This window comes from Arthrobacter sp. TE12231, assembly GCF_054062895.1.
Genome location: NZ_JBSSFS010000001.1, coordinates 1,925,523 through 1,950,872 on the forward strand (window position 1 = coordinate 1,925,523; position 25,350 = coordinate 1,950,872).

General features: G+C 67.7%; 23 protein-coding genes. 10 read left to right on the forward strand and 13 right to left on the reverse strand.

What is annotated here, in order from left to right; all coding sequences use genetic code 11:
* Positions 1-11: 11 nt before the first annotated feature.
* The 5 genes from ACVWYS_RS08760 to ACVWYS_RS08780 all read left to right on the forward strand — a co-directional run bounded on the left by ACVWYS_RS08760 (position 12) and on the right by ACVWYS_RS08780 (position 4,968).
* On the forward strand, positions 12-1,262 hold the full coding sequence (locus ACVWYS_RS08760) for a type III polyketide synthase (protein ID WP_344367665.1): 1,251 nt from the start codon (positions 12-14) through the stop codon (positions 1,260-1,262).
* Positions 1,263-1,360: 98 nt separating this feature from the next.
* Positions 1,361-2,038, forward strand: a complete 678-nt coding sequence (locus ACVWYS_RS08765; protein ID WP_237563307.1) for a class I SAM-dependent methyltransferase — start codon at positions 1,361-1,363, stop codon at positions 2,036-2,038.
* The gene (locus tag ACVWYS_RS08770) at positions 2,031-3,209 is read left to right on the forward strand and encodes an FAD-dependent oxidoreductase (protein WP_456509019.1); all 1,179 of its coding nucleotides are present in this window, start codon (positions 2,031-2,033) and stop codon (positions 3,207-3,209) included. The genes ACVWYS_RS08765 and ACVWYS_RS08770 overlap by 8 nt, the downstream gene beginning before the upstream one ends.
* 55 nt (positions 3,210-3,264) lie before the next feature.
* Entirely contained in the window at positions 3,265-4,287 is a 1,023-nt protein-coding gene (locus tag ACVWYS_RS08775; RefSeq protein ID WP_456509020.1) for a hypothetical protein, read from the forward strand.
* A gap of 9 nt (positions 4,288-4,296) precedes the next feature.
* Positions 4,297-4,968, forward strand: a complete 672-nt coding sequence (locus tag ACVWYS_RS08780) for a peptide deformylase (RefSeq protein WP_456509021.1) — start codon at positions 4,297-4,299, stop codon at positions 4,966-4,968.
* Here ACVWYS_RS08780 and ACVWYS_RS08785 read toward each other — a convergent pair.
* Positions 4,965-7,034, reverse strand: a complete 2,070-nt coding sequence (locus ACVWYS_RS08785; protein ID WP_456509022.1) for a S9 family peptidase — start codon at positions 7,032-7,034, stop codon at positions 4,965-4,967. The genes ACVWYS_RS08780 and ACVWYS_RS08785 overlap by 4 nt on opposite strands.
* Before the next feature lie 217 nt (positions 7,035-7,251).
* Here ACVWYS_RS08785 and ACVWYS_RS08790 point away from each other — a divergent pair, with 217 nt between their 5' ends.
* From ACVWYS_RS08790 to ACVWYS_RS08810, 5 genes are all read left to right on the forward strand, one after another.
* Positions 7,252-7,692, forward strand: coding sequence for a VOC family protein (locus ACVWYS_RS08790; RefSeq protein WP_456509590.1), 441 nt, complete (start codon positions 7,252-7,254; stop codon positions 7,690-7,692).
* A 137-nt stretch (positions 7,693-7,829) separates the two neighbouring features.
* Complete coding sequence (locus tag ACVWYS_RS08795) at positions 7,830-8,753, forward strand: putative RNA methyltransferase (protein WP_456509024.1); 924 nt, start codon at positions 7,830-7,832, stop codon at positions 8,751-8,753.
* Positions 8,754-8,959: 206 nt separating this feature from the next.
* Positions 8,960-9,421 carry an NfeD family protein gene (locus ACVWYS_RS08800; RefSeq protein ID WP_456509025.1) on the forward strand — a complete coding sequence of 154 codons (462 nt, stop codon included), beginning with the start codon at positions 8,960-8,962 and terminating at the stop codon, positions 9,419-9,421.
* Between the two features lie 98 nt (positions 9,422-9,519).
* Positions 9,520-10,491: an SPFH domain-containing protein gene (locus ACVWYS_RS08805; RefSeq protein WP_456509026.1), complete on the forward strand. Its 972-nt coding sequence runs from the start codon at positions 9,520-9,522 to the stop codon at positions 10,489-10,491.
* 414 nt (positions 10,492-10,905) lie between these two features.
* On the forward strand, positions 10,906-11,253 hold the full coding sequence (locus tag ACVWYS_RS08810) for an RNA polymerase-binding protein RbpA (protein ID WP_026266329.1): 348 nt from the start codon (positions 10,906-10,908) through the stop codon (positions 11,251-11,253).
* 111 nt (positions 11,254-11,364) lie between these two features.
* Here the strand turns inward: ACVWYS_RS08810 and ACVWYS_RS08815 are convergent, their stop codons facing one another.
* From ACVWYS_RS08815 to prcB, 12 genes are all read right to left on the reverse strand, one after another.
* Entirely contained in the window at positions 11,365-12,099 is a 735-nt protein-coding gene (locus ACVWYS_RS08815; protein ID WP_091256196.1) for a polyprenol monophosphomannose synthase, read from the reverse strand.
* Between the two features lie 442 nt (positions 12,100-12,541).
* Positions 12,542-14,218, reverse strand: coding sequence for an amidohydrolase (locus ACVWYS_RS08820; RefSeq protein ID WP_456509591.1), 1,677 nt, complete (start codon positions 14,216-14,218; stop codon positions 12,542-12,544).
* A gap of 105 nt (positions 14,219-14,323) precedes the next feature.
* The gene (locus tag ACVWYS_RS08825) at positions 14,324-17,233 is read right to left on the reverse strand and encodes a DEAD/DEAH box helicase (protein ID WP_456509592.1); all 2,910 of its coding nucleotides are present in this window, start codon (positions 17,231-17,233) and stop codon (positions 14,324-14,326) included.
* Positions 17,234-17,257: 24 nt separating this feature from the next.
* Entirely contained in the window at positions 17,258-18,052 is a 795-nt protein-coding gene (tatC, locus tag ACVWYS_RS08830) for a twin-arginine translocase subunit TatC (protein ID WP_344368079.1), read from the reverse strand.
* A gap of 48 nt (positions 18,053-18,100) precedes the next feature.
* Positions 18,101-18,370, reverse strand: a complete 270-nt coding sequence (gene tatA, locus ACVWYS_RS08835) for a Sec-independent protein translocase subunit TatA (RefSeq protein ID WP_344367679.1) — start codon at positions 18,368-18,370, stop codon at positions 18,101-18,103.
* Between the two features lie 35 nt (positions 18,371-18,405).
* Positions 18,406-18,762: a hypothetical protein gene (locus ACVWYS_RS08840; RefSeq protein ID WP_456509593.1), complete on the reverse strand. Its 357-nt coding sequence runs from the start codon at positions 18,760-18,762 to the stop codon at positions 18,406-18,408.
* A gap of 5 nt (positions 18,763-18,767) precedes the next feature.
* Positions 18,768-20,798: a helix-turn-helix transcriptional regulator gene (locus ACVWYS_RS08845; RefSeq protein WP_456509594.1), complete on the reverse strand. Its 2,031-nt coding sequence runs from the start codon at positions 20,796-20,798 to the stop codon at positions 18,768-18,770.
* 159 nt (positions 20,799-20,957) lie between these two features.
* Positions 20,958-21,353, reverse strand: a complete 396-nt coding sequence (locus ACVWYS_RS08850; protein ID WP_091254229.1) for an FKBP-type peptidyl-prolyl cis-trans isomerase — start codon at positions 21,351-21,353, stop codon at positions 20,958-20,960.
* Positions 21,354-21,393: 40 nt separating this feature from the next.
* A complete protein-coding gene (locus ACVWYS_RS08855; protein ID WP_344367682.1) occupies positions 21,394-22,329 on the reverse strand; it encodes an FKBP-type peptidyl-prolyl cis-trans isomerase in 936 nt (311 codons plus the stop codon).
* 111 nt (positions 22,330-22,440) lie between these two features.
* Positions 22,441-23,805 (reverse strand): Pup--protein ligase, encoded by a 1,365-nt coding sequence (gene pafA, locus ACVWYS_RS08860; protein ID WP_456509595.1) that lies wholly within the window; start codon positions 23,803-23,805, stop codon positions 22,441-22,443.
* A 1-nt stretch (position 23,806) separates the two neighbouring features.
* On the reverse strand, positions 23,807-24,514 hold the full coding sequence (gene prcA, locus ACVWYS_RS08865) for a proteasome subunit alpha (protein ID WP_091254221.1): 708 nt from the start codon (positions 24,512-24,514) through the stop codon (positions 23,807-23,809).
* A gap of 1 nt (position 24,515) precedes the next feature.
* Positions 24,516-25,349, reverse strand: coding sequence for a proteasome subunit beta (gene prcB, locus ACVWYS_RS08870; protein ID WP_456509596.1), 834 nt, complete (start codon positions 25,347-25,349; stop codon positions 24,516-24,518).
* Position 25,350 lies beyond the last annotated feature (1 nt).

Below are 25,350 nucleotides of genomic sequence, written 5' to 3' on the forward strand. Positions count from 1 at the left end.
GAGAATGAACCATGACGGTCTACCTGAGGTCTTTGGAAACTGCAGTCCCGCCAACCATTCTGGTCCAGCCCGAGGCCAGGGCCGTGTTCGCCGCCCAGCCGGGCCTGACGCGGCTCGGATCCCGGCTCGTCAACACCTGCTTTGACTCCGCAGCCATCGACACCCGGCATACGGCGGTCAAGGAGCTCACCACCGACAGCCGGGCGCAAGATCCGCAATTCTTCGACCCTGCCACGGGCCTGCTGCTCAGCCCGAGCACCAAGGTCCGGAACGACATCTTCGCCACGGAAGCCACCAAGCTCTTCATTGAAGCCGCCCAAAAAGCCCTGGATGCCTGTCCCGGGGTCGATGTGCTGGACGTAACCCACCTGATCACCGTTTCCTGTACCGGATTCTTCAATCCCGGGCCGGACTACAAGATCGTCCGCGCCCTGGGCCTGAACCCGGCCGTTCAGCGGTACCACCTGGGCTTCATGGGCTGCTACGCCGCTTTCCCGGCGCTGCGGGCGGCGAAGTCCTTTTGCGAGGCAGATCCCGAGGCTGTGGTCCTGGTGGTCTGCGCCGAACTGTGCTCGCTCCACGTCCGGACCTCCAACGACCCCGACACCATCATGGGGTCGGCACTGTTTGCCGACGGCGCCGCTGCGGCAGTCGTCACCGCCCGGGATATCCCCGGTGAGCCTGCCCTGCTGCAGTTGGACCACTTCGAAACCGTCCTGACGCCGGTCGGGGAGGAATCCATGGCCTGGAACATCGGCGACGAAGGCTTCGAGATGGTTCTGGGGAACTATGTCCCGCACATCATCGACGACCACATTATCGGCGCCCTCGAACCTCTCCTGTCACGGGACGGCTCGCTGCACGGACTCCGCTACGGCGACATCCAGCACTGGGCCATCCATCCCGGCGGCCGGAGCATCCTGGACAAGGTTCAGTCCCGGCTGGAGCTCAGCGATGAACAACTTGTCCCTGCCCGGGAAACATTGCGAAACTTCGGCAACATGAGCAGTGCCACCGTCCTGTTCGTCATCAAGCACATCCTTGACCTGCCGGCCGCCGGCGAGGACCGGGACGGGAAAGACGTTCCTGCAGTCAATCCGGGTGCGGAACGGATCTGCTCCATGGCCTTCGGCCCGGGCCTGACCGTGGAAACAGCGCTCTTCACCCGACTTCCGGTGCGGCGGGCCGCCGCAGCCGCGGAAACTCCCGACGCCGAGACCGCCGGCGCAGACCCGGCGCGCCCGGTCTCGGTGCGGGCCTGAAAGCGGCCACGCTGAAACCCTCCAACGTGCGGCTATTCACGACGGACCGACTCCGTTCGGTCCTTCTGCGGGACCGCGCGTCCGACGCCGTCGAGGAAATGGACCTGCCCGGCTGCGATCCCGGCCGACTGGAGCGCACCTATGCCCAGTTCGCGCTCGTCAACCGCGCGGTCGCCGGGTGGCGCGGCATCTATCGGCGCCGTGTGCGGCCGCGGCTGACCCCGGACACCCCGATGACCCTGCTGGACATCGGTTGCGGCGGGGGCGATGTTCCGGTCCTGCTGTCGCGTTGGGCCGGCCGGGACGGGCTGCGGCTGGACATCACGGCCATTGACCCGGATCCGCGGGCCAGCCTGTTCGCCACGGACCGGCACGCGTCTGCGGGTATCACCTTCCGCCAGGCGGCCGCCGCCGAGCTTGTCGCAGAAGGCCGCCGCTATGACTTCGTGGTGTCCAACCATGTACTGCACCACCTGGACGGACTGCCGGGATTCCTGGCCGAATCCGCCAGGCTGTCCCGCGGCACGGTGATCCACAACGACATCCGCCGCAGCCCCGCCGCCTACGCGCTCTTCGGTGCAGCCTCTTGGGTGTTCACCGGCTCCTACATCCGGCAGGACGGGCTGACCTCGATCCGGCGAAGCTTCACCGCAGCGGAACTGACCGCCGCCGCTCCCCCGGGCTGGACGGTTGCCCGCCACGCCCCCTTCCGCAACCTCCTTTTGCTGGACACCGCCGACGCCGGCCACCCGGAAGGACCACCCGCCGGTGGCTGATGTGCTGATCATCGGCGGCGGCCCGGTGGGACTTTTCATGGCCGCCCTGCTGCTCCAGGAGGGGGTGGAGGTGCAGGTGCTGGAGCAACGGAGCGCCCCGGAACCCCATTCGCGGGCCATCGGCATCCATCCGCCGGCCCTCGAGGCCCTCTCCCGCGCAGGAGTCGGGGAAACCCTGGTTGCCGAGGGCGTCCAGATCCGCCGCGGCGTCGCCCTGGCCCGCGGAAGGACGCTCGCCACGATGTCTTTCGCCGGAGTCTCGGACCGCTTCCCGTTCGTGCTGTCACTGCCGCAAGGCCGTACTGAGGCGCTGCTGGAACAGCGGGTCAACGAGCTCGACGGCGGCGCTGTGCACCGCACCGTCCGTGTCACCGGGTTGTCTGACGACGGCGTCCGGGTCACGGTGGAAGCCGCATCCCCGGGGGGCGCCCTCCGATACACGGCGCCGCTGGTCATCGCCGCCGACGGCGTGCGATCCACCGTGCGGTCCGTGCAGGGCATCGCCCTGCGCACCAAGGACCATCCGGACAGCTACCTCATGGGCGACTTCGCGGACGGGACCGGCTTTGGTCCCGACGCGGCTTTGTTCCTGGCCGGTGCGGGAATCGTGGAGTCGTTTCCCCTGCCCGGTCGTCTGCGCCGCTGGGTGGTCCGGCTGGGCCCCGGAGACTTCATTGGCCGTGAACTCGCTGCCCGCGACCCGGCCGCCGGCGATCGTGACGGCGATGCCCGGTGGCTGATGCAGTGTGTGCGGGACCGGACGGGATTCGAGATCGATGCCGGGACCAACAGCATGCTCAGCAGCTTTGGTGTCCGCACGCGCCTGGTGCGCCGAATGGCAGCCGGCCGGGTGGTGATGATCGGGGATGCGGCCCACGAGGTGAGCCCCATCGGCGGGCAGGGCATGAACCTGGGCTGGCTGGATGCCGCGGACCTGGCGCCGATCATGACGGCAGCGGCGCGCGGTCACAATGTGGCGGACCGTCTGCGGACTTTTGAACTCGCCCGCCTGAGGGCAGCCGCCAAGGCCGCCCGCCGGGCGGAAATCAACATGGCCCTGGGCCGGCCCCTCGCGGACGGCCTCTTGGCAGCGCGGAATCGGGCCATCGGCGGCGTGGCCGCAGTCCCGGCGGTGAATTCGTTGATCGCGCGCCGGTTCACCATGCATTGAAGCTCCCGTGGCTGCCCGGCCCATGGGTGACCGTGGCGCGGAATAGACTGTGCGCATGGACGGCCTCTCGGTGCCGCGGCGCCGCACAGTGTTCCGCACAGTGTTCCGCATACTGTGCAGCGCAGCGTCCGCCGTGGCCGTACTGGGTGCCGCAGCGTCCTGCAGCACGGGCACCGGTGGCGGGTCCGCCGGCACGCCCTCCGCTCCAACAGCCGTAGCGACAGCCACCTCCGCCGGGCCGGTGACCGTTGAACTCAACCAGTTTCGCGACAACTACAGCAATCAGATCATCGAAATCCAACTCACGAACACCACGGTCGCTCCTCTGACGGTCCTCGGTGCTGAACTGAGCACGCCGCTCTTCGCGGCCCCGATCGCCTGGCCGGCGACCGCCGGCGGTATCGTGCTGCCGCCCGGCCAGATGAAGAGTCTGCCGGCACCGTTATCCGCGCCGGAATGTAACAGCACTGGCGCATCCCGCGGGGTGCCCGGGGACGAAACCGGCGGGACCACCCGAACCACCGGATCAGCGCAGGTGACCCTCCGGCTGGCGCCGCCAGCAGCCGCTGCAACAGACCCGGCCACCGGCCCAACCACGGCTGAAGATCCCTTCGGGGTCCTGGCGCGTAACAACGCTGAGATGTGCCTGACCCGCGAAGCCGCAGCGGTGGCGGCTTTCGCACTGGCTCCGGACCTTGAGGTCGCCGCGGACGGCCGGACCGCCGTCGTGCGTCTGCTCGTTACACCGGCCGCCGCCAAGGCAGGGGGCACCGGCGGAGCGGGCGCCGGTGAGTTGGTGATAGACCGAATTGACGAAACCACCCTGCTGGCCGAGTCCCCGGCTGCTCCGTGGCCGCGGGCGTTCACGGTTCGCGCCGGCGGGGCGGCTGCGGAACTGCGGCTTGGAATCCGGCCAGCCCGCTGCGATCCCCACGCCGTGGCCGAAGACAAAGTGGGCACACTCCTGCCGCTGCGCATCACGGTGGCGGGCCGGGAGGGCGTCCTAAAGATCGCTGCCGGCGACAAACTTCGGGGACAGATCTACGATTTTGTTACAACTGCCTGCGGCCGCCAGTAGTCTGAGGGCATGTCCATTGACGCCAGGCCCACCGACTACAGCGCCGCCCGGATCCAGGAGACCGTCCAGGAGATCCTGAGCGCGGGCATCCTGCCGCCGATCGTCCAGGCCGGGCATCCAGTCCTCCGGCACGTGGCCGCGCCGTTCGAAGGCCAGGTGACCGACGCCGAACTCGGTCACCTCATCGACCTCATGCGCAGCGTGATGCACAAGGCACCGGGCGTTGGCCTGGCAGCACCCCAACTCGGGATCCCCCTGCAGATCGCCGTCCTGGAGGACCAGTTTGCCGTCGATCCCGAGGTGGCTGCCGTCCGCGGACGGGAACCGCTGCCGTTCTTTGCCATGCTGAACCCGCGCTATCAGTCCCTTGGCAGGACGTCCGTGGCGTTCTATGAGGGGTGCCTCTCCGTCGGCGGCCTGCAGGCTGCCGTGCTGCGGCCGGAGTCGGTCCAGCTCGACTTCACAACACCGGACGGCACACAGCTGCAGCGGACTTTCACTGGCTGGCAGGCCCGGATTGTCCAGCACGAAACCGACCACCTGCACGGCATCCTGTACCTCGACCGGGCCGAGCTGCGCTCCATTAGCAACAACGCTGAATACTCCGCCCGCTGGGCCCAGCCGGACATCAGCCGTGCCCGGCAGGAACTCGGTTTCCTGCCGGACCCGGCGGAGGACTAGGGCTGCGGTGCCGGATTCTTCCCGGACGGCAGGTAGCGGGCCCACCACTTGAGGATTTCGTCGAAGCGCTGCTTGCGGTGGTGTGGGGTGCCGGAGCGCGATAGCTCGTGGTTCTCGCCCGGGAAGACCAGGAATCCGGTCTCAACCCCCTGCTGCTTGAGGGCCGTGAAGTAGCGCTGGCCCTGCTCCACGGGGCAGCGGAGGTCATCCTCGCTGTGGATCACCAGCGACGGCGTCCGCACGTTGTGCACTCGCGCCATGGGACTTTGGGCGGCCATCTGCTCCGCCGTACGGCCCGTGTATTCACCGCCGAAGAACCAGCCGATGTCCGAGGACCCGGTGAAGCTCACCGGATCCAGGAAGCCGCGTTCCACGATGGCCGCCCGGAAGCGGTGGTCGTGGCTGATGGTCCAGGCCGTCAGGTAGCCGCCATAGGATCCGCCCATGATGCCGACGTTGGCAGCGTCCAGTTCGTCGAACTTCTCCACGGCCCCGTCCAGGAAAGCCAGAACGTCCTGCATGTCCACGGTGCCCATCCGCTCCTTGATGGACCGCCCGTGGGCCTGCCCGTAGCCGGCCGAGCCCCGCGGGTTGCACATGAGCACGGCGTAGCCGGCCCCGGCATAGACCTGCGCTTCGTCGAACAAGGCCACGCTGAACTGGGCAAACGGGCCGCCGTGAATGGTCAGCAGCACCGGGTGCGGGCCGGGGCCTGCAGGTTTGACGAGCCAGCCATGGACCGGGTAGCCGTCGGTCGAGGGCATCGTGAGTTCCTGCGGCTCGCCGATGTCCGCCACGCTCCGCAGCGGCGCGGAGAAGTCCGTCAGCCGCCGCAGCTGCCCGCCGTCGAGCACGGCAACGTCGCCGGCCGTGGTGGAATCGCTGAAGCTCACCGCCAGGGAGCCTCCGCCGCCGGCGGCGCCGGTGACTACCCGGTTGCCGTCCAGGAGCACGGTGTGGCCGCCGTCGACGAGGAACTCGTGCAGTTCCACGGTTCCCCGCGCGTTGTTCAGCACCAGGGCGCCCGCGGCGCCGCGCAGTTCGATCCGGCTGCCGCCGGACAGGTCAAAGGTCTCCACATCGCTGAGCGCAGTGGCGTGGCCGCCTGTGGCCGGCATGGCAAACAGGGCGGTGTTCCTGGCGACAAAGTCGTGGCCTGAGGGTCCCATGTCCTGGGCCAGGAAGAAGATCCACTGGCCATCGGCGGACTGGCGGACGGCACTGATGCTCTGCCGCCCGGCATCGGCCGGCCGGATGGCCTCCGGCTCCCCTCCGGCGGCGGGGATCGAGTAGATGCCGCTGACGAGGTCGGTGTCGCTCCCTTCGTGGAGGGCCGCGGTGAAGAAGATCGTGCCGCCGTCGGCGCTGAAGCTTGCGCCGTCGTGATCGGCCGCCCCGCTGGTGAGTTGCCGGGCGGCCGGCAGCAGGCTGGCGGCGGGCTCATGCGGATCGGCCGCGGCGCCGAGGGCCTTCAATGCGCGTCCGGCCGGGGCGACCTTCGGTTCAGCGTCAAGCGGCGGCACGTCCACGATGAACAGCTGCAGCGGCTTGTCGGCGGTATAGCCAAGGCCGTTCATCCGGTACTTGAAGTCGGTGATGAGCCGGGCGTCCTCGCTGCCGGCACCGACACCGTCGACGCTGCCGTACCGGCCCTCCTCCGGGGTCCTGGCACTGAAGACGATGCTCCCGGAATCGGGCGACCACGCAAACGAGCTGACACCCAGCGGTGCTGCGGTGAGTTGCTGGGGTTCGCCGCCGGCCGCTTCCACGACGTGGAGCTGCGGCTTCCCGCCCGCGGCCGCCCGCAGGAACGCAAGGGCCCGGCCGTCCGGGGAAAAATCCGGCGCCGTGTCACGGAAACCGCGGGTCAGGCGGCGGGGCCGCCGGTCCGGATCGAGGGGGACCTGACCAGGGTGGTCCGAGCCCAGCGGGACGGTCCACAACTGGCCCACGTAGGTGTCGGCATCGAAGTCCGGGCGGATCACGGACACCACGGCACGTGAGCCGTCCGGATGCACGGCGGGGGTGGAAACGGAATTGAGCAGCGGTAGATGTTCAGATTTCACGCTTGCGAGCCTAACGCGAGGTACGCAGACTGTGAAATACCTCACGCCGGTCCGGTGCGGCGCGGACTGGGGACATGTCGTTTGTCGATTCCCGCCGATACCGACGGCATGTCTTATCCCTTCGATCAGCTCCTATTTCGAGAGTGTTCCTCGCGCTGTGATTTCACCGTAGGCTCGGTCTTGGGCGGCTTGGAACGAACACTTGGAGGCTTTGCTCATGTCGCGCATCATGCGGTTCGACCACGTCGGCGTCACGGTCCAGGACCTCGACAAGGTGACAGCGTTCTTCGTTGGACTCGGTCTCGAGATTGAGGGCCGGACGTTCGTGGAGGGCGAGTTCATCGACACGGTCATAGCGATCCCTGATTCCCGCACAGAGATCGTTATGTTGCGAACGCCTGACGGAGGTACAGGGGTGGAGCTTTCCAGCTTCGTCCGGCCCGGCCCCGAGCCGGGATCGCCCGCCGCCATGGCCAACGAACTCGGGTTGCGCAGTGTCGCCTTCGAGGTCGATGATCTCCAGGCGCACGTCGATCGGCTGGCCGGGGAGGGGTACGGGCTGGTCGGTGGCATCGGCCAGTATGAGGACGTCTGGCGCATGGCCTACGTGCGGGGTCCGGAGGGAATCATCGTGGCCTTGGCTGAGCGGATCAGCTGACACGGCGGTCCCAGCGGCGATGCCTCCGGCCCACCCCCGATCCCCCGAGGCTGATTCCGCAGGAGTGATTCCGCAGGGTTGATTCCGCAGGGGCGATTCCGCGAAGCTCCCCCGGCATCCGCGCTTAGGATGAAGGTATGCCTCCCGCCCCCGACTTCCCCCTGCTGTGCCCGGTGTGCAGGACCAGCCTCCGGTCCAGCGACGCTGGCGCCCCGACCCTGCAGTGCGGCGCCGGCCACAGCTTCGATGCCGCCAAGCAGGGGTACTTCAACTTTCTGGTCGGCAAGGGGACGGTATTTGAGGCGGACAGCGCGGACATGGTCGCGGCCCGCTTCGACTTCCTCTCCGCAGGGCACTATCAGCCGCTGGCCGATGCCGTTGCCGAGGTGTCCTTACCGGCGCTCGCAGCTTCAGCGGGCGGGCGGCCCACGGTGTTGGATGCCGGAACGGGCACAGGCCACTACCTCAGGACACTGCTGGACAGGTTTGACCAGGACAGGGCTGAATCCGAGGGGGCGGACCCCGAGCGCCCTCCGGCGGGTAGTGTTTCGGCTGCGGCCATCGGTCTGGACATTTCCAAGTTCGCGCTGCGCCGCGCCGCCAGGATGAACCCGGAAGCCCTCAACGTGGCCGGGGACGTCTGGCAGCCTCTGCCGGTCCAGGACAACGCCGTCGACGTCGTTACGGTGGTCTTTGCGCCGCGCAACGCGCCGGAGTTCGCCCGGGTGCTCCGGCCCGGCGGCCGCCTCGTGGTGGTCACGCCCCGGCCCGGCCACCTGGCCGAGATCGCCGGACAGACCGGCATGCTGGGGATCGAGCCGGCCAAGGACGAGCGGCTCGCGGCATCCCTGGGCACGCACTTCGCTCCCGTCGGAACCCGGGATCTGGACCTGGCTCTCTCCCTGAGCCCGCGCGACGTCACCAACCTTGCCCTGATGGGTCCGGCGGGACACCATCTGGACCGGAGCGCCCTCGCGGCGCTTGAGGCCGGACTTCCGCCGCGCACCGCCGTCTCGGCCCGATTCCGGATCAGCGTCTTCGAACCGGTTCCCGCGAGCTGACCCGGCGCGGCGGTGCGGCACGCCTGCACCGCGTCCGCACCGCTGAACCCGTCCCCGGGGCGGGGAATCAGCCCGGCACGTAACGACTTGGCCACGTTGTCCACCAATTTTCGGCGCCCGGGTCCAGTCGTTGCCCTTCAGTTTAGGATGGAAAGACAGTTACTGAGGAGCTGTGCTTTCAGCTCCCGGAACTCAAGGGGGAATTGATGTCTGTATGGCTGGTCGAGAACTGGTGGGCGCTGTGGCTCACCCTGTTCCTCCTGTTTGCCGTGGTCGAGATGCTCACCCTGGACCTGTTCTTCATCATGCTCGGCGGAGGTGCCCTCGCCGGATTGGTGGCGGACTTCGCCGGCGCCGATCTGTGGCTGCAGATCATCGCCTTCTGCGTTGTGTCCCTGCTGATGATCGGCTTTGTCCGGCCGGTGGCCCTCAAGCACCTCCACAAGGGCCCGGCGGACCAGCGCAGCAACATCGAAAGACTCATCGGCGAATCCGCCCTCGTCATGGAGGCAGTGAGCGAGACCGGCGGCCTCGTCAAGATTGGCGGGGACGTCTGGAGCGCACGGTCCGAATCCGGGGTGCTCGCGCCAGGCCAGCAGGCCGTGGTCAGCGCCATCGACGGGGCCACGGCGATCGTGGCCCCGCAGCCGGAATCGGCCATCCAATAAAGAGGCGGCAGGACATCCTGCGGCACCGGCAGCGGGCCGCACCGCCGCGGATCTGCCACAGCGACACCAAAATCAAACAACTGGGGAATAGGTGATGTATGGATATCGCAATCGCAATTGTGCTGCTGGTACTGATTGCGTTCGTAATTATTGTGCTGGTCCGGTCGGTCCGGATCATTCCGCAAGCCCGGGCCGGCGTCGTTGAACGGCTGGGCAAATACCAACGCACCCTGAATCCCGGCCTCACCCTGCTCATTCCGTTTGTGGACCGCCTGCTGCCGCTGCTGGACCTCCGCGAGCAGGTGGTTTCCTTCCCGCCGCAGCCCGTCATCACCGAGGACAACCTGGTGGTCTCGATCGACACCGTGGTGTACTTCCAAGTCACCGATGCCCGCGCCGCCACCTATGAGATCGCGAACTACATCCAGGCCGTGGAGCAGCTCACCACCACAACACTGCGCAATGTGGTCGGCGGGCTCAACCTCGAGGAAGCGCTGACATCGCGCGACCAGATCAACGGCCAGCTCCGCGGAGTGCTCGACGAGGCGACGGGACGATGGGGCATCCGCGTCTCCCGGGTGGAGCTCAAAGCCATCGATCCGCCCCACTCGATCCAGGACTCGATGGAGAAGCAGATGCGGGCCGAACGCGACCGCCGCGCCGCCATCCTGACCGCGGAGGGAACCAAACAATCGGCCATCCTCACCGCCGAAGGCCAGCGCCAGTCCTCCATCCTGAAGGCCGAAGGCGACGCCAAGGCGGCGATCCTGCGGGCCGACGGCGAGGCGCAGGCCATCCAGAAGGTCTTCGACGCCATCCATAAGGGCAACCCCGACCCGAAGCTGCTGGCCTACCAGTACCTCCAGACCCTCCCGAAGATCGCCGAGGGCTCGTCGAACAAGCTGTGGATCATTCCCAGCGAGGTCGGCGACGCACTCAAGGGGATCGGGAGCGTCCTGGGTACCGGACCAGCTCCGGCTCCGGCTCCAGCTCCCCCGACGGCGACGTCGTCGGATGCCGAAACGCTGGCCGCGCCCGGCGGGGTCGACACCCCGGGAAGCCAGGCCTAGGCGCCCGGCACCTCCCGGACCGTCGGGCACCGCCCGCATCACGGTTCAAGGGAGCCCCCGCAGGCCCCATGGCCCGGTCATTGAGGCCCGGCCGTGGGGCCCGCCGTTTAAGGCCGGACCAGGCAGGCGGGTACTCCTTACGTGGTCCGCGCTGCCCGGCTACTCGCTTTACCTCGTGTGCACCACTGCCGTATACTTGGGTATTTGTCCGGCCGGTTCAGCCGTCCGGAACAAAAACGCTTCGTACAGCGTTGATTCCAATGACGTGCCAAACAGTTTTTGTCACTGGTGACTGTCATCCGGCCCGGTCAGCGGGCCACTCGCGGTACAGCACAGTGCAACCAGAAGTCCGGCGCCTGACGGTCCCCGGATAACGCAGGGCTGGACCCTGCGAACCGAATAGAGGGAGAAAAGATGAGCGATCGCAGCCTGCGGGGTATGCGCCTTGGCGCACAGAGCATGGAGACCGAATCCGGCGTCGAACCGGCTCCGCGCCAGCGGGTTGAATACCGTTGCGAGGACGGCGAGCAGGTGTTTGTGACGTTCTCCTCGGAAGCCGAAATCCCCCCGGTTTGGGTTTCGAAGACGGGCAAGGAGGCCTTGCTGGTGGACGGCGAACGCCCCGTCAACAGCAACGAAAAGGCAGTGCGCACGCACTGGGACATGCTGCTGGAACGCCGTAGCCTCCCCGAGCTTGAGCAGATCCTCGAAGACCGTCTCACGATCCTGCGCGAACGCCGCGGCGAACGCCGGTCGGCCTAGACGGCCAGCTGATACCACCGGCTAAAAAAGGACAGGGCCCGCATCACTAGTGATGCGGGCCCTGTCCTTTTTCGTGGGCGGTCTGCTTCCGGGACGGTGCCGTCCGGGCCGCTAGGCGTCCTTCTTGCCCCTGAGCTTGTTCCAGCGGGCAGTCAGGCCCCACTTCGTGACGTTGATCATGGCTTCGATGACAATGTTGCCGCTCATCTTCGAGGCCCCGAGTTCACGCTCAACAAAGGTGATGGGGCGTTCCACGATCGTCAGGCCGAGCTTGGCCACGCGCCAGGCCAGGTCCACCTGGAAGCCGTAGCCGACCGAGTCCACCGCATCCAGGTTCAGCTTCTCGAGCGTCGTCCGGCGGAAGGCACGGAAGCCGCCGGTGACGTCCTTGATCTTAACGCCCAGCATGATCCGGGCGTACGTGCTGCCGACCCGGCTGATGGCCTGCCGGTAGAGCGGCCAGTTGACGACGCTGCCGCCGGGAACCCAGCGTGAGCCCATGGCGAGGTCCGCGCCCTGCTCCACGGCCTCGATCAGCTGGGGCAGCTGCTCGGGCTGGTGCGAGCCGTCGGCGTCCATCTCCACGAGGATGTCGTAGCCGGCGTCCAGGCCCCACTTGAAGCCTGCGATGTACGCGGCGCCGAGCCCTGCCTTACCGGCCCGGTGCAGGACGTGGATCTGGCTGTCGTCGGCGGCCATTCGGTCCGCCAGCTGTCCTGTGCCGTCCGGGCTGTTGTCGTCGACAACCAGCACATCGGAGGCAGGCACGGCTGTGCGCAGGCGACCGAGCGTCTTGGGCAACGATTCCAGCTCGTTATAGGTGGGGATGATGGTGAGGACACGCACAGCGAGGCCTTTCCTTGAAGGGAGCGGTCGGTGCGCCGGCAGAGAATCGTCGAAGACTTTCAGGCGCAACTTCCCATTATAGGGAGTCGCACGCGCGTGACGGGCCGCATGGCGGCCCCGGGCAGGTCCACCCGCTTCGGGCCAGTACCGGCAGGCCTGAAAATTTCGGCGCCGGAACCGTTTTCTGCTGCGAAGTAGACCCGCCCCCTCGGGGTGCCCGTGGTCATGACCAGTAAAGCTCCCGCGGGTGCGGCAACCTGGAATGGACCGGGGACTGCGGAGCCTGCGCCGTACGCAACCCTCCGTTGACCCTCAATGCTACGGCGGTGCCCCAATCTGTCAACCGAGCCGTGACCTGCCGTTTTATCCATCGCCCCAGCTCAGGGCAGGGGTCCGCGGGTCAATGTTTCTGGGCCGCCGGCTGTATGCGTCGCCCGTACGGTCAGGCGCCGAGCGCACCGCTGGCATAGAGTTCCTGGCCGTCGCGCACCGTCTGGAGGCAGACGGGGTCCGTGCCCGTATCCAGTGCCGGCAGGAGCGGCGTGCGGGCCCGCGGGTCGGTGCTCCAGGACTGCACCCGGCCGTCGGCAACCTGGACCATGAGTTCCTCGACCTCCCAGACCGCGAAGCTGGCCGGGGCCCCGGGCACCAGCTGCCCGGCCATCGGGTTGCGGTAGCGGGCTGCCCGCCAGCCGGCCCGGGTGTGGCCAAGGAACGCTGCGCGGGCCGAGATCCGCTCCGCCGGGTTGGTGTGCTCCAGGCACGCCCGCACGCTGGACCACGCCCGTAGCGGCGTGACGGGGGTGTCGCTGCCGAAGCAGATCGGCACACCGGCCGCGTAAAGGCTGGCAAAAGCGTTCATGCCCAGCCTGCGGTCGCCGAGGCGCTGCTGGTACAGGCTGTCCCCGCCGCCCCACAGGGCGTCGAAGACCGGCTGGGCGCTGACGGTGACGGAGTAGCGGGCCAGCCGGGTGATTGCCGCAGGATCCGCGAGCTCGACGTGCTCAAAGCGGTGCCCCGCGGCGCGGACGCGCTGTTCGCCCACCTCGGCAGCGGCCAGGTCGAGGGCATCCAGGGCTGCGTCCAGACCGGCGTCACCGATCACGTGGAAGCCGGCCTGAACGCCCAGGAGCGAGCACGCCGCAAGGTGGGCGGCCGCCTCGGCCACGGAGAGGTACTGGCTGCCGCGCTCCCCCGGCGCGTCCGCGTAGTCGGCACGCAGGGACGCGGTCCGTGAGCCGATCGAGCCGTCGATGTTGAGGTCGCCGGCAAGGCCCAGAACCGGGACGCCCAGCCCGTCAAGGATGGACCGGGCGTGGTCCTCGGAGGAGGCCAGCTCGCCCCAATAGGGCAGGATCTCCGGCACCGGATGCGCGGCATCGACCACTGCGCCGGAGGCTCTGTTCCAGCCCGCGGCGACCCGCAGGTCCTCAACCGTCCCGATGTGCGGAGCGGCCATCTCCGCGAGGGCCACGTATCCGTTCGCGGCCGCCTCGGCGAGGGCGCGCCGCTGGTAGCCGCGCAGGGTGTCCGCCGGCAGCTGGCGGGCCACCTGGCGGGCCGCGGTGTGGGCGCCGCGCTTGACCTGGCTGTCGGCGGCGAAGCCGTCGAGCCCTTCCAGCCCCGCCGATGCCGCCAGGGAGCTGGACACGAGGGCCGAGTGGGCATCCACACGGGCCAGGTAGACCTTGCGGCCGCCGGCGGCACGTTCGATTTCCTCCCGGCTGGGCAGCGCGGGGTTGGTCCAGGTGGTCTCGTCCCAGCCGTGGCCCAGCACGGTACCGCCCGCGCTGGAGGCGGAGGCGCTGGAGGCGGAGACGGCGTCGAGCAGTTCAGCAGCGGAGCGCACGCCCGCCAGCTGCAGCGAATCGAGCGCGATACCAGCTTCCGTCAGGTGGACGTGGGAGTCGACGAAACCGGGGGCGAGCAGCGCGCCCTGCAGATCGATCACCTCCATCGAAGAGTCCGCAATGGAGGTGGCAGCCTGTTCGGAACCGACCCAGGCGACGGTATCGCCGTCGACCAGCATCGCGGTCGCGAAAGGGTCGGCCGCCGTGTAGACGGAGCCGTTGCGGTACAGCGTGACTTTGCGGGCTGCGGCAGCCGGCGAATCGGTCATGGGTCGGTAACTCCTTGTAACGGTGGCCGGCGTGGCGCCGGCGGGTTTAAAAGTCTTGGCAGGCCGCGTTAGCGGGCCAGCGAGCGGCCCGGTACGGCCAGCAGCCTAGGCCACTGAGGAATAGGCGACGACGCCGCGTTTGATGAGCTTGATCGCCTCCGCGCAGAGCCGCGCAATCCGGGGGTCGAGGTTCGGGATGTCGGCGAGCTGGTCCAAAAGGTCAATGACCTGTTTGACCCAGCGGACAAAGTCGCCTGCGGCCAGGTCAGTGCCGCTGAGCACGTCCTGGAGGTGCCGGCCCTTGGCCCATTTGAAGATCGGCCAGACCAGCCCGAGTTCGGGCTCACCGGTGAGCGGCAGCTTGTTGGCCTCCTCCACGTCCTCGAGGGCGGACCACTCGCGCACCACGGTATCGACGGCGGATTCCAGCGAGATGCTCGGCATCTTGGGCCGCAAGCCGCGGTCCTCGCGCTTGGCCTGGTAGACGAGCACACTGGCCAGGGCGGCGATCTCGGCGGCGTCGAGGTCATTGAATGCACCCATCCGCAGGGACTGCGAGATCAGCAGGTCCTTTTCGCCGTAAATCCGCCGCAGCCGCTGACCGTCCGGGCTGATGGACAGCACGCCGGTGTCCGAGGTCTCCAGGTAGCCGTAGCTCGTCAGGACGCCGCACACACGGTCGAATGTCTTGGCGATGGTGTTGGTCCGGCCCTGGATCTGACGAATCAGCCCGTCCGTCTCCTGACGGAGCTTCCACCAGCGTTCGGACCAGCGGGCGTGGTCCTCACGTTCGCTGCAGCCGTGGCACGGGTGGGCGCGCAGCTCCCTGCGCAACTCAGCGATCCGTTTCTCCTGGTTGGGCGCGGCCGCAGACCGGCCGAAGTCCTCGTCGCGGCGCGGCGGCGCCGGCGGACGGTGCTCGCGGATGGCGTTGCGCACCGAGGACGCCAGGTCGCGGCGCGACTTGGGGACCTTGGCGTTGAAGGACTTGGGAATCCTGATCCGCGTGATGGGCGACAACGGACCCTCGACGTCCTGCAGGCCGATCCGGCGGAGCTGGTTGTCCAGCGTCATGACGGCAGGGCGGGGCTCCCTGGATTCGTGGTCGGAGCTGAGCACCACCGCGAGGCCCGGCGACTTTCCGGAGGGAACATCCACCACGTCGCCAGGAAGCAAACGGCTCAGGGAGTCCTCCGTGAGCGACTTCACCGCCCGGGAGCTGCTCCTGGACGCCATCTTCTCGGCGTCGGCCAGCGCGCGCCGCAACCGGGCGTACTCGGTGAAGTCGCCCAGGTGGCAGGTCATGGACTTGCTGAACCCCTCGAGGGACTCCTCCCGGCTCCGGACCTGCCGGGCCAGTCCCACCACCGACCGGTCGGCCTGGAACTGCGCAAAGGACGATTCGAGGATTTCCCGGGCGCGCGGCCGGCCGAACTGCGCCAGGAGGTTGATGGACATGTTATAGGTGGGACGGAAGCTTGAGTTCAGCGGGTACGTCCGGCGTGAGGCGAGACCGGCGACGGCGGCCGGATCGGTGCCGGGCTGCCACAGCACCACCGCGTGGCCCTCGACGTCGATGCCCCGGCGGCCGGCACGGCCCGTCAGCTGGGTGTACTCCCCCGCCGTGATGTTGACGTGCGCCTCGCCGTTGAACTTGTCCAGCTTCTCCAGCACGACACAGCGCGCCGGCATGTTGACGCCCAGGGCCAGCGTTTCGGTGGCGAAGACGGCCTTGACCAGGCCGTCGACGAACAGCTTCTCCACGACCTCCTTGAACGTCGGCAGCATGCCGGCATGGTGCGCGGCGAGTCCGCGCAGCAGGCCGTCCCGCCAGCTCCAGAAGCCGAGCACATCGAGATCATCCGAGGGGATGTCCTGGGCAGCTTCGTCAACGCGCTGGGCGATGATCTGCTGCTCGCGCTCATTGGTCAGCCAGAGCCCGGCGGAGACGCACTGCGCCACGGCCGCGTCGCAGCCGGCCCGAGAGAAGATGAACGTGATGGCCGGCAGGAGGTCCTGCCGGTCCAGGCTGGCGATGACCTGGGGCCGGCTGGCCTTCCGGACCGGGCTGCGCTGGCCGCCCTGGGGTTCGTCCCGCTGGCCACGCTGCTGGCGGCGCTGGTTCCGGCCGCCATGGCCGAAGCGGCCGCGGAAATTCATCTGGCTCTCGGCCCGTGCCATGGAGAGCAGCTCCGGGTTGACCTCGAATCCGGCCCGCCCGGGCACCTCTGCCGTCACGGCGGTCGCTGTCACAGCAGTGGCAGCCGCCTCACTGCCAGCGCCCTGACCGGCCGGTGCGATCTCGTCGAAGCTGGTATCGCCGGCAAACAGGTCCACGATCTTCCGGCCCACCATGACGTGCTGCCACAAGGGCACTGGGCGGTGCTCGGAGACGATCACGTCGGTCTGTCCGCGCACGGTATCGAGCCACGCGCCGAACTCCTCGGCGTTGGAGACCGTGGCACTCAGGGAGGCCACCTGAACCTCGCTGGGCAGGTGGATGATGACTTCCTCCCACACGGCGCCGCGGAAGCGGTCGGCCAGGTAGTGGACCTCGTCCATGACGACGAAACCAAGGTCATCCAACGTGTCCGAATCCGCGTAGAGCATGTTGCGGAGCACTTCGGTGGTCATGACCACCACGGGTGCGTCGCCGTTGATGCTCGTATCGCCGGTGAGGAGGCCCACCTGGGCGGCACCGTACTTGGCGGCCAGTTCGGAGTACTTCTGGTTGCTCAGGGCTTTGATGGGCGTGGTGTAGAAAGCCTTGAGCCCGCGCTGGAGGGCCAGGTAGATGGCGAACTCGCCCACGATCGTCTTCCCGGCCCCGGTGGGGGCGGCCACGAGCACGCCGCGGCCGGCCTGCAGGGACAGGCATGCCTCGCGCTGGAACTCATCGAGTTCGAATTCCAGGGAGCGGATGAAACCCCCCAGGTAGGTCTTGGCTTCGGCGGCCCGCTCGACGCTGGCGCGGTAACGTTCGGACGGCGACTCCGGCCCGGGGTGTGACGACATGCTTCCAGCCTAATGCGCGAAGGCCTAGAGATTCTCCAGCTCGGAGCTTGGGGTGGCCTGGTCCGCGGTGGCTTCGGTCTCGGCGGCGCGTTTGACGGCGCGTCGTTCGCGCCGGCGGTCGTTGAGCATGCACAGCCCGATCGCTGCGAAGAACAGGGCCAGCATGGGGACGGCGAGGTAGAACATGCTTGTGGCGTCGGCGCCGGGAGCCGCCATGGCGGCGAAAAGGCAGACCAGGAACACGGTGATCCGCCAGCTTTTGAGAAGTTGCTGGCCCTTGACGATGCCGGCCAGATTCAGTCCGACCAGGACCACCGGCAGGAGGAAGGCGATGCCGAAGGCCAGCAGCAGCCGCAGGACAAAGGTCAGGTAGACCTGGGCGCTGATGAAGTTGGAGCCGCCCGCCGGCGTGAATTCGGTCAGCACGCGCACCGCGTTGGGCAGCACGAGCCAGGCCAGCAGGACACCGCCGACGAACAACGGCACGGCCGCTGCCACGAACGACAGGGCGATGCGGCGTTCCTTCTTGTGCAGCCCGGGCACGATGAAGGCCCAGAGCTGGTAGAGCCAGACGGGGCTGGCGATGATCAGGCCCAGGAACACGGATACCTGGATCATGAGGTCGAACGAGCTCGCGACCCCGTCAAAGTTCAGCGTCGCCTGCCGGCCCTGCTGTTCGTTCAGGTCCCGGATCGGCTTGGTCAGCGCAGCCAGAAACGGCTGGTAGACGAGGAAGCCCGCCACCGTCCCGATGACGACGGCGATTGCCGCCTTGAAGAGCCGGTTGCGCAGCTCTTTCAGGTGGTCAAGGAGCGCCATCTTCCCCTCGGGGTTTGATCGACGGCTCATGGTTACTGCCATGCGGTCTTAGGCGCGGGTCGACGGCGGAACGTCGGTTCCGTCGCCCGTGCGGCTTTCCGGGGCGGCGGCCTGCGGGTGGTTAACAACCCGGCCCTCGACCGGCTCGGAGCCGTCCTTGGCGTCGGAGGTGCCGTCCTTCTTCATTTCCCGGACTTCCGACTTGAAAATGCGCATCGACTGGCCCAGGCTGCGGGCCATGCCCGGCAGCTTCGGTGCAGCGAACAGCACCAATGCCAGAACGATGATGATGATGAGATGCCAGCCTTCAAGCCTCATGTCAAGAGGTCCTTTCGTTTGAATACATCCTACGTCTAACCCAATTCGATGTCGCGCAGCGCCTGGGGCTGCCCGCGGTCCTTCTTGCGCTGGATGCGGCGCAGCCGGCGGGCGTCCTGCCGGGCGAGCTTGGATGCGTCGTAATCATGACGCATCCGGGCAGGCGAGGCAAAAACGGCGCCACCGGGTACCGGTTGAGGGGCCGCGCCGCCCGAGGCGCCGGCGCCATCTTCAGCGGGTGACGGAAGGCGGGAAAACCGGTCCATGGCTTCACCGAGTTCCCTGAGCGCGGTGGTGGCTTGCCGGTACAACCGCACGCCGAGCACGCCATAGAACAACAGCGAAAGCGCGACGAGCGCTATCCAGATCAGGATCCAGGACCACCAAGGCATGCTGATTAGTCTATCGGGAGGTCCGGTAAGTCCTCGTATTGCGTCAGGGCGGCGGCGAGCCACTGCCGCGACGCCTCGGCGAGGGTGGCCGGCTGCAGGATCCGCACCATGCCTCCGTGCTGGGAGACGAACATCGGCAGCCAGTCCGTGCTGCCGAACCGGATCTCGGCCAGCAGGCCGCCATCAGGCAGGTCGGCGGTCCGTTCGGCATAGTAGTCGTCGGCGAGGCCGGTGCCGCGGGGGGCAAGTTGCACCACCACCAACGTGTCGTCGTCGTTCGGTGTGAACAGCTTTACCGGGAAGCTGTCCGCCGGTGTCGCCGTTTCGGCTGCCGGGCGCCCGTTGGGGGTGAGATCCTCAATCCTGTCCAGGCGGAAGTTGCGCAGGCCCCCGGCCAAGTGGCAGTAAGCCTCGAGGTACCACGTGTTGTCGAGCGAATACAGTCGCAGGGGGTCCACGTCGCGTTCGGAGACGCTGTCGCGCTGCGGGGAGAAGTACTTCAAATGAAGCTGCGCGCCGGACCGGATCGCGGCGCGGGCGGTCTCCAAGGTGGCGGAGTTGCCGGGGGCCACCTCGGGGCCGGAGAGCGCGGCCGCTTTGAGCCCCTCCTCCCCCGCCGCGGCCATGAGCTTGAGCGTCACCGATTCGAGCGCGCCGCCTCCGGCGAGCTCGGGCAGGCCGTTGAGCGTCTCCAGGCCCGTCAGGAGCGCGCAGGCCTCGTCCACGGTGAAACGTACCGGGCGGGTCAGGTCCAGGTCCTGGGTGATGAAGACGTGGTCATCGTCCCACTGAATGTCCAGCAGATCGTCGGGGTAGCCTTCCGGCAGGCCCGAGCAGATCAGGATGCGCAGATCGTCCTCGAGGGCCTTGCGGGTGATTCCGAAACGGGCGGCGACCTCGCTGATGTGCAGCCCCTGGTTGTGGACCAGGAAGGGAACCAGTTGCAGCATCCGCTTGAGCTGGTCCTCAGACGTGCGTTTTCGGGGCCGGGCGGCGCGGCCGGCCTCCGGGAAGGCCACCTCCGGGACCGGCGCGGCGGCGAACGCGGCGGCCGCGGCGAGGCGGCGGCGGACGGCGGCGGCGAGTTCGGGCGGCGACACCACGACGGCCCGGGGACCGTAGGAGGCCAGCTCCTCGCCCAGCGTTTCGGCGTCGCGGAAGGACACCGTAAGGCGGTCCCGTCCCGCCGCAGGCTGCTCCCCGGCTTCGAGGGCGGCACCGGCTTCCGGGGCGGTGGGCCCTGACAGGGCGCGTTTGCGCAGGCCGAGCAGCCGTCCTTGGTCGACGTCGACGACGGCGGTCTGCAGCGGCAGCTCGGCCAGGCCCGCCAGTTCGGCGCGGACGTTGAACCCGGCCGGCGGGGTGAAGCTCTCCTTGTCCAGCACTGTCACGGCGGAGGTCAGCCGGGACAGCCGGAAGAACCGCTTGTCCCCACGGTCCCGGTCGTGGCCCACGAGGTACCACTGGCCGAAGCGGCTGCCGAGGCCCCAGGGCTCCACGAGGCGTTCCTGCTCCTTGCCGGTGCTGCCGGCCAGGTAGCTGAAGCTGACCGGGTGCTGGGCGTGCATGGCGGCCACCAGGTCCTCGAACGCCTGGCCGGCAGGTCGGATGCGCGGCTGGACCCCGACGGGGAGTTCGGCGTCGACGAGGCCGCCGGCGGCCTGCAGCTTGCGGACCGCGTCGACGGCGGCGGAGCCGAGCGCGGCGTGCTCCCAGAGCTGCGCCGCGAGGATCAGCACCGTGCACTCTTCGGGGGTGAGGCTGACGTCCGGGAGCCGGTTCGATTCCTTGCCGATCCGGTACCGGGTGGTGGCCGGGTCGTCGGAGCCCCAGCCCTGGTCCGTCACGGCCTCAACATCGAAGCCAAACTGGCGCAGCTCTCCTTTGTCGCGTTCGAACATGCGGCCGAACGCGACATCACTGCTCGTGGTGTCGCGGTAGACCTTTGCGCGCAGCTCGCTGCGGCGCAGGCCGTACTTGGTGTTGAGCAGGGCAATGAGCAGGTTCAGGAGGCGTTCTGTACGTGAGGCGGACACCCCGCAAGGCTACTAAAGCCGATCCCCGAAAAGGACGAAAGCGCGGCAACAGCCGGAAGAACTTTTCCGATTGTTACCGCGCTTGCGCCCCAAGGGGGTGATCAGGTGCCGGTTCAGTCTGCTGATGCAGCCGGCCCTGCTAGTGGTGCTCGGCGTCCCTTAGCGGACGGCGACGAGGTCTACGACGAAGATCAAGGCCTCGTTGGGGCCGATCGCCCCGCCGGCGCCACGCGAACCGTAGGCAAGCTCGGAGGGGATCTCGAGGCGGCGGCGGCCGCCGACCTTCATGCCGAGGAGTCCCTGGTCCCAGCCCTGGATGACCTGGCCGACGCCGACCCGGAAGTCCAGCGGCGCGCCGCGGCCCCAGGAAGCGTCGAATTCTTCACCGGTGGACCAGGCGACGCCCACGTAGTGGGTGGAAACGGTGTCGCCGGCCTTGGCCTCGGCGCCGTCGCCTTCGATCAGGTCCGTGATGACCAGTTCGGTGGGGACGTCTCCTTGGGGGAAGTCGATTTCCGGCTTTTCGCGGTCGAGGTTGCGCTGTCCAAATGACATGGTTGCTCCTTTGGGGGTGACGTGTGGTGAATGCGGTGGATTACTTGACGCCGAGGATGTCGACGACGAAGACGAGGTCGCCCTTGGCGTCGCCTTGGCCCTGATCACCGTAGGCGAGGTCCTTCGGGACCACCAAAAGGACGCGCGAGCCGACCGTCTTGCCGGTCAGGCCCTGGGTCCAGCCCTTGATGACGCCGGTGAGCGGGAAGGTGGCCTTCTGGCCGCGGTCAAAGCTGGAATCGAACACCTTGCCGGTCGCGAGGGCAACGCCCACGTAGTTGACTGTGATGGTGTCGGAATCCTTGACGGCCTGGCCCTTGCCGGTGATGAGGTCCTGGGAGATCAGCGCGGTCGGTGCCGGGACGCCTGCAACGGAGATCTCCGGAACGCCCTTGTCGTTTTCCTTGACGGTCGGCAGTCCGGCCGGCGGGGTGACGGCGTCGCCCTGCGGCTTGTCCAGGACCGGCGGGGCGTCCTTGGCGGAGAGCACCTTGACGATCAGGAGCTGCGTGGGCTTGGCCTCGGTGCCTTCGGCTGCGGCCTGGCCCGGGACGGCCAGGGCAATGTGGGAGCCCACCTTGGCGCCCACGAAAGCGTTGTAGATCACGGGGCTGCTGGTCTTGAGCTCGTCGTTCAGCTCCAGCGGCTCGGGATCGTTCGGGAACGTGTCTTCGAGGGTGGAGCCGTCCGTGCCGTTGAAGGCCACGATCGAGATGTCGGCGATCTGGTTGGCTTTCACCCGGTCGCCGCTGCCCTCGGTAACCACTTTGACAGTGGGTTCCTTGACGTCGAGCGGCTTGGTGAATTCAACACCGGGGGCCTTCTTGTCGCCGTTCTCCGTGAGTTTGACCGAGTCCAGCTTGGCGGTCTCACCCGCGGACTGGCTGGTGGGTTCCGGCGCCGGGGGCGCTTCGCTGCCGCCACAGGCGGTCAGCAGCAGCAGTCCGGGCAGAAGAATTGCAAGTAGTCGGCGCACTTGGAAACTTTCGTCGAGGCAGGGTGGACTCAGTGCCGTTCGGTTTCCCGGGGCAAAGAAAGCGGCGGCCGCAAGGCGGCCCTACCTCAGAATAACGTGCAAAGCTGGGTATCAGCCCATCGAGTCCAGCAGGGCATCGACCCGCTCGTCCACGCTCCGGAACGGATCCTTGCACAGGATGGTCTGGTGGGCGCGGTCGTTGAGCTTCAGATGAACCCAGTCCACGGTGTAGTCACGGCCCAGTTCCTGGGCGCGCCGGACGAAGTCGCCGCGGAGTTTGGCCCGGGTGGTCTGCGGCGGGGCGTCCACCGCGTCCTTAACTGTGGTGTCGTCCACTACCCGGCGGGTGGCCCCGCGGGCCTGGAGCAGGTAGAAGAGGCCACGGCTGCGGGAGATGTCGTGGTAGGTCAGGTCAAGCTGCGCGATCCGGGGGGCGTCGAGCCCCAGGCCGTGCCGTTCGCTGTAGTTGTCCATGAGCTTCTTCTTGATGGCCCAGTCCACTTCGGTGTCGATCGTGCTGGTGTCACCGCTTTCGATCGCATCCAGGGTGCGCTCCCACAGGTCAAGGATGAGCGGCACGTGGGCGTTGTGGACACCGTTTTCGGCCACAAACGCGGTCACCTTGCTCAGGTACTCGCGCTGGATCTCCAAGGCCGTGAGCTGCCGGCCGTTGGCTAGCCGCACCAGGGCCCGGCCGCTGAGGTCGTGTGAGATTTCCCGGATGCTGCGGATCGGGTTCTCCATCCGCATGTCGCGCATGATCACCCCGGCCTCGATCATCCGCAGGATCAGGTCCACCGTGCCGATCTTGAGCAGGGCCGTGGTTTCGGACATGTTGGAGTCGCCCACGATCACGTGCAGGCGCCGGTAGAACTCGGCATCCGCGTGCGGCTCGTCCCGGGTGTTGATGATGGGCCGGGAGCGGGTGGTGGCCGAGGACACGCCCTCCCAGATGTGGTCGGCCCGTTGGGAGAAGGCGAAGGTGGCCCCGTGCGGGGTCTTGAGGATTTTGCCGGCCCCGGCGATCAGCTGGCGCGTCACGAGGAACGGGATCAGGATCTCGGCGAGCCGGGAAAATTCCCCGCGGCGCGGGATGAGGTAGTTTTCGTGGCTGCCGTAGGAGTTTCCGGCCGAGTCGGTGTTGTTCTTGAACAGGTAGACGGTGCCGTTGAAGCCCTCGGCCGCCAGCCGTTCCTGGGCCTCGTCCACGAGGTCACACAGGATCAGTTCCCCGGCGCGGTCGTGCGCGATCAGTTGGGCGAGGTCGTCGCACTCGGCCGTGGCGTACTCGGGGTGGGATCCGACATCCAGGTAGAGGCGCGAGCCGTTGGTCAGGAAGACGTTGGAGGACCGTCCCCAGCTGACCACCTTGCGGAACAGGTAGCGGGCGACTTCCTCCGGCGCGAGCGGCCGGGACTCCGGGCTTGAATAGGAAATTCCGAATTCGGTTTCGATGCCGAATATGCGCTTGTCCATCTCACTTCTCCTCAGCCAGCAGTGCCACGATGTCCGCGTCCTCGAGCCGCCTGAACGCCCGGCGGGTGCCGCGGCCGGTTTCCGAACCGCGGTCCAGTACCGCAACTTCCAGCGCGGACGCCGGCAGGGTGGTTGTTTCCTTGTCCGCGACGAGCCCGGCGAGGGCCAGCCGGATGGCTCCGGCGAAGTCGAGTTCGCCCTGCCAGCCCGCCGCAACAGCCTCGGACACCTTGTCCGCCTGCCCGCCCATCACGATGAAGCCGTGTTCATCGGCGATGGACCCGTCAAATGTCAGCCGGTAGAGGTGGTCCGCCTCCTGGGTCTGGGCGACTTCGGCGACGGCCAGTTCCACCTCGAAGGGTTTCTGCTCGGCCGTGAACACCGCTCCGAGGCTCTGGGCGTAGACGCTGGCCAGGCCGCGGGCCGTGACGTCTTCACGGTCGTAGGAGTAGCCGCGGACGTCGGCGTACCGCACCCCGGCCTGTCGCAGGCTCTCGAACTCGTTGTATTTTCCGACGGCGGCGAACGCGATTTTGTCGTAGATCTCGCCGATCTTGTGCAGTGACGGGGACGGGTTCTCCGCCACGAGGGCAATCCCGTCTTTGCAGCTGATGACCACCACTGAGCGTCCGCGGGCGATGCCCTTCCGTGCGAAGTCCGCACGGTCCTTCATCAGCTGTTCAGGGGATACATAAAACTGTTGCGTCATCTTAGGCCTCCCGCTGGGCGACGGCCCGGGATTCGATGATGCGGCCGGCCACGGCGGCGAGATCGCGGTCCGGGACCCGGACGGCGCCCGTCCGGTTCACCACATAGACAACCGGCCACAGTTGCCGGACCGGGTCGGGGCCGCCGGTGGCGGAGTCGTCGTCGGCGGCGTCGTAGAGTGCCTCGACGGCGACCGCCACGGCATCCTGCTCCGAGAGCCCGGGGCGCCAGAGTTTCTTCAGCGCGCCGCGGGCGAACATCGAGCCGGATCCCACGGCATGGTGTTCCTGTTCCTCGTAGCGGCCGCCCGTGACGTCGTAGGAGAAGAGCCTGCCGAAGCCGGCGGGCCGGTCGAACCCCGCGAACAGGGGGACGACGGCGAGGCCCTGCATCGCCATGGGCAGGTTGCCCCGGACCATGGCGCCGAGCCGGTTCGCCTTGCCGTCCAGGCTCAGGAGCGTGCCTTCGATCTTCTCGTAGTGCTCCAGCTCAACCTGGAACAGCCGGGTGATGTCGAGGGCGATTCCGGCGGTTCCGGCGATGCCCAGTACGGAGTACTGGTCGGCGGGGAAGACTTTCTCGATGTGCCGGCTCGCGATGACGTTGCCCATCGTGGCGCGTCGGTCGCCGGCCATCAGCACTCCCCCGGCGTAGCTCATCGCCACAATCGTGGTGCCGTGCCGGGCCTGGAGGGGTGCTGCGGTCTGGCCGGCGGCGGCCAGCTGGTTGAAAGGCATGTGGCCGAAGGGCATTAAGTCGGGCCGCTCGCGCTGCAGATGCTCAGTGAATGAGGACGTCGCGTTGGCTGCTACGCGGTTGGCTGTTGTTTCCTGCACT